A 4,362-nucleotide genomic window follows, 5' to 3' on the forward strand; every position below is an offset into this window, starting at 1 on the left:
TGCCGTCCCCCAGCGACGTGAAGCCTCCCCGGCCGCTCGTCGGGGACCCTGCGGGCCCCACTCCTCCCGACCACCGCGGCCACGTGCCGTCCCCCAGCGACGTGAAGCCTCCCCGGCCGCTCGTCGGTAGAAGGACCCCCTGCCCCCCGCCGCTCGCAGGCTCGCGCCTGGCCCCGTCCAGGGCACCGCCCCGAGCTCGCGAGGGGCGGGGAAGACGGGGTCCTTCTACCTGCAGGGGGCCTGCGGGGCCGCCAACGGCACGACGCCATCAGGTGAGCTTGCGGCGGCGCAGGGCGAGTGCGCCGCCGACCAGGCCGCCGGAGGCCGCGGCGACGGCCACGGTGGGGACGCCGATCTTGGCCGCCTTGCGCCCGGTGCGGAAGTCCCTGACCTCCCAGCCGCGGGAGCGGGCCACCGCTCGCAGCTGGGTGTCGGGGTTCACCGCGACCGCCCGGCCGGTGAGCGTGAGCATGGGCAGGTCGTTGGAGCTGTCGCTGTAGGCGGTGCACCGGGACAGGTCCAGGCCCTCCCGCCCGGCCAGCGCCTGCACCGCCTCAGCCTTGGCCTCGCCGTGCATGAGCTCGCCGACCAGCCGGCCGGTGTAGTGCCCGTCGACGACCTCCGCGACCGTGCCCAGGGCGCCGGTGAGGCCGAGCCGCTGGGCGATGATCCGGGCCAGCTCGACCGGGGTCGCGGTGACCAGCCAGACCCGCTGCCCGGCGTCCAGGTGCTGCTGGGCGAGCACCCGGGTGCCGGCCCAGATCCGGTCGGCCATCAGCTCGTCGTAGATCTCCTCACCGGCCTGGACGATCTCGGCCACCGGCCGGCCGGCGACGAAGGCCAGCGCGTTCTCCCGGATGGTGCGCATGTCGTCGGCGCTCTCGTTGCCGGCCAGGCGGAACTTGGCCTGCTGCCAGACGAAGCGCGTCAGGTCGCGGGTCGTGAAGTACCTGCGGGCGGCCAGCCCACGGGCGAACCAGAACAGCGAGGCGCCCATCATCATCGTGTTGTCGACGTCGAAGAACGCCGCCGCGGCGAGGTCCGGGACGACGGCCGGCGCCGGCTCCACCTCGGCGGCCGCGGCCGAGGCGGCGCCGGCGACGTGGGCCGGGGTCTCGTCGTCCAGCGCGTCCGCCGGACCGCGCCGACGGCGGCCGCGGAAGGGCAGTCCCGGCACGACGACCTCCATCCCACGCGGCTCCACCGTCGTGCGCGGCCGGTGGAGGACTGGCCTGGAACCCTAGTGGCGCCGGGCGCGGTGCTGCGCAGCAGCGCCCGTGGTGACAACATCGTCGCGGACCGTCTCCGCCACCCGGGGCCGAGCGGTCCGTGGCGCTTCGCGCGGGTGGCCGGGGGCGCTCCACCGGAGGAGAGGTGCATGGCCGACGTCGGGAGCTCGCTGTCCGCGCTGGTGCGGACGGCGGCCCGGGAGCGCGCGCAGGCACCGGCCGTGGTGGCCGGGAGGGAGCGGCTGACCTGGGCCGAGCTCGACGCGCAGGTCGACCGCGCGGCCGCCGGCTACGCCGCCCGGGGGCTGACGCCCGGGGAGCGGGTGGCGGTGCAGCTGCCCAACGGTGGGAACTGGCTGCGGGCCGCGCTGGGAGCGCTGCGCGCCGGCCTGGTCGTCGTCCCGGTGAACACCGCCTACACCGACCCCGAGCTGGAGCACGTGCTCACCGACTCCGGCGCCGCGCTGCTCGTCGCCGCCGACGACCGGGAGCCGCTGGCCGGCGTCCCGGTCCTCGCCGGCCCGCCGGCGGACGACGCCGACCCGCCCGAGGTCCCCGAGGACGCGCTCGCCCCGGCGCTCCTCGCCTACACCAGCGGCACCACCGGCCGGCCGCGCGGCGCGGTGCTCACCGCCGCGGCGATGCGGGCCAACCAGGAGCAGTGCCTGGCCATGCGGCCGCCGCCGGTCCGGCCCGACGACCGCGTCCTGCTCGTGCTGCCGCTGTTCCACGTCTACGGCCTCAACGCCGGCTTCGGCCTGGTCGCCGCCACCGGCGCCTGCGCGGTGGTCGTGGACGGCTTCGACCCGGTCGCCTCCCTCGCGCTCATGGCGCGGGAGGAGGTCACCGCCGTCCCCGGCGCGCCGCCGATGTACCAGGCCTGGCTGGCCGCGGCCGACGCCGCGGGGTCCGACGCCGAGCTGCGCCGGGCCTTCGCCGCCGTCCGGATCGCCTCCTCCGGCGCCGCCCCGCTGCCCGAGCAGGTGTGGACGGCGATGCGGGAGCGAGCCGCGGTGACCGTCTGGGAGGGCTACGGGCTGACCGAGGCCTGCCCGGTGGTGACCAGCACCCTGGCGACCGGCCGGGCCAAGCCGAACTGCATCGGCGGGCCGATCCCGGGGGTGGCGGTGCAGCTGCGCGACACCGCCCTGCGCGAGCCGGTCGACGACGACGTCCCCTCCGAGCTCGCCGAGGACGGCCCGGGGGAGCTGTGGGTGCGCGGCGCCAACCTCTTCTCCGGCTACTGGCCCGACGGAGCCGACGGCCCGGACGCCGACGGCTGGCTGGGCACCGGCGACCTGGCGCACGCCGACGAGGACGGCGACCTGCACCTGGTCGACCGGCGCAGCGACCTGATCCTGGTCAGCGGGTTCAACGTCTACCCCGCGGAGGTGGAGCGGGTCCTCGACACCCACCCGGCCGTCGCCGAGAGCGCGGTCATCGGGGTCCCCGACCCGCGCACCGGCGCCGCCGTGCGGGCGGTGGTCGCGCTGCGCCCGGGGCGCCGGGTCGGCCTCGAGGAGCTGCGCGCGCACGCCGCGGCGTCCCTGGCCCGGTACAAGGTACCCACGTCGGTGCAGGTGCTCGCCTCCCTGCCGCACTCGCTGACCGGCAAGGTCAGCCGCGCCCGGCTGCGCGAGCTCGGCCTCCCCGCGGGCGCGGGCGAACCGGCGGGGGACGGCGATGACCGGTAGCGGGCCCCGGCTGCAGCTGCTCGTGCGGGCGGACTGCCACCTCTGCGACACCGCGGCCGCCACGCTGCGACAGGTCGCCGCGGAGGCGGGGCTGACCGCCACCGAGGTCGACGTGGACGCCGACCCCGAGCTGCAGGCCGAGTACGGCGACCGGGTGCCGGTCGTGCTGCTCGACGGCCGCGAGCACTCCTACTTCGCCGTCGACGAGCTCCGGCTGCGCCGGGACCTCGACCTGTAGTAGTAGTAGGACCCCGTCCTCCCCACTGTTCGCAGGCTCGCAGCGGGACCCTGCAGAGGGGCCGGCGGTGCCCGGGAGGGGCCTGGCGCGAGCCTGCGAGCGGGGGACAGGGGGGGTCCTCACTCCACCCGACCGGGTCGACCCCAGTGGCGCCGGGTATGGTCTCCACCACAACCGGACGCGTCTGCGCTGGGGAGCGCCCTCCCGCTCCCCAGCGACTTTGTTCCTGCCTTCACAAGCGGTTACCGTGGCCTTCGCCGGGCCGCATCCGCCCGGTTCCCCGAGGTCGCCCGCCCGCCTCCGGCACTCGCCGGTCGGACGGGCGCGGGCGCTGTGGAGCCGTCCCATGACCCAGCTGGCCAGGTCGTGCAGAGATCCCGCGTCCGGCGCGGGGCCGACGAGCGCCAGCGAGGAGAGTCCCGTGACGCAGCCGCGGCCCCGGATCCCGGAGGCCACCGTCGCCCGCCTGGCCGTGTACCTGCGGGTGCTGAGCGGGTTGGCCGACGCCGGCCGCAGCAACGTCTCCTCCGGCGAGCTGGCCTCGGCGGCCGGGGTCAACCCCGCCGGGCTGCGCAAGGACCTCTCCCACCTGGGCCCGTGCGGGGTCCGCGGGGTCGGCTACGAGGTGGCCACCCTGCGCGACCGCATCGCCCGGGTGCTCGGGGTGGAGCGCTCCCGGGCCTGCGTGCTGGTCGGCATCGGCAACCTCGGCACCGCCCTGGCCGGCTACGGCGGTTTCGGCAGCCGCGGGTTCCGGTTCGTCGGGCTCTTCGACGCCGCCCCGGGGCGGGTGGGTCAGCGGATCGGCGGCCAGCTGGTGCGCCCGTTGGCCGAGCTGGACGAGGTGGTGGCCGCGACGGCGGCCACGATCGGGGTCATCGCGACACCGGCCGACGTCGCCCAGTCGGTCTGCGACCGGCTGACCGCGGCCGGGGTGAGGAGCATCTTGAACTTCGCGCCGATGGCGCTGGCCGCGCCCGCGGAGGTCGACGTCCGCCAGGTCGACCTCTCCGTCGAACTGCAGGTGCTGGCCTTCCTCGGTCAGCAGCGCGGCACCGCCGCGCCCACGACGGTGGAGGTGACCGCGTGAGAAGCCCTGTGTCAAGCCGCCTGCCGTTGATCTTGGTTGAGGATGCGTTGCAGGGCGTTGTGTCGGGCGGGGTCGTAGGCTTCGCCGGCTTGCCAGCAGTGCCAGATCACG

General features: G+C 76.3%; 4 protein-coding genes. 3 read left to right on the top strand and 1 reads right to left on the bottom strand.

Annotated features, from left to right (window positions below):
- Positions 1-268 precede the first annotated feature (268 nt).
- Complete coding sequence (locus DQ238_RS22445; RefSeq protein WP_113783464.1) at positions 269-1,189, bottom strand: HAD family phosphatase; 921 nt, start codon at positions 1,187-1,189, stop codon at positions 269-271.
- Positions 1,190-1,378: 189 nt separating this feature from the next.
- Between DQ238_RS22445 and DQ238_RS22450 the strand changes: the two genes are divergently transcribed.
- The 3 genes from DQ238_RS22450 to DQ238_RS22460 all read left to right on the top strand — a co-directional run bounded on the left by DQ238_RS22450 (position 1,379) and on the right by DQ238_RS22460 (position 4,251).
- On the top strand, positions 1,379-2,923 hold the full coding sequence (locus DQ238_RS22450) for an AMP-binding protein (protein WP_113783467.1): 1,545 nt from the start codon (positions 1,379-1,381) through the stop codon (positions 2,921-2,923).
- Positions 2,913-3,161 (top strand): glutaredoxin family protein, encoded by a 249-nt coding sequence (locus DQ238_RS22455; RefSeq protein ID WP_113783465.1) that lies wholly within the window; start codon positions 2,913-2,915, stop codon positions 3,159-3,161. The genes DQ238_RS22450 and DQ238_RS22455 overlap by 11 nt, the downstream gene beginning before the upstream one ends.
- Positions 3,162-3,582: 421 nt before the next feature.
- Positions 3,583-4,251, top strand: a complete 669-nt coding sequence (locus tag DQ238_RS22460; RefSeq protein ID WP_113783466.1) for a redox-sensing transcriptional repressor Rex — start codon at positions 3,583-3,585, stop codon at positions 4,249-4,251.
- Positions 4,252-4,362: the final 111 nt, after the last annotated feature.

This window comes from Geodermatophilus sp. TF02-6 (assembly GCF_003319115.1).
Taxonomy (GTDB): domain Bacteria; phylum Actinomycetota; class Actinomycetes; order Mycobacteriales; family Geodermatophilaceae; genus Geodermatophilus.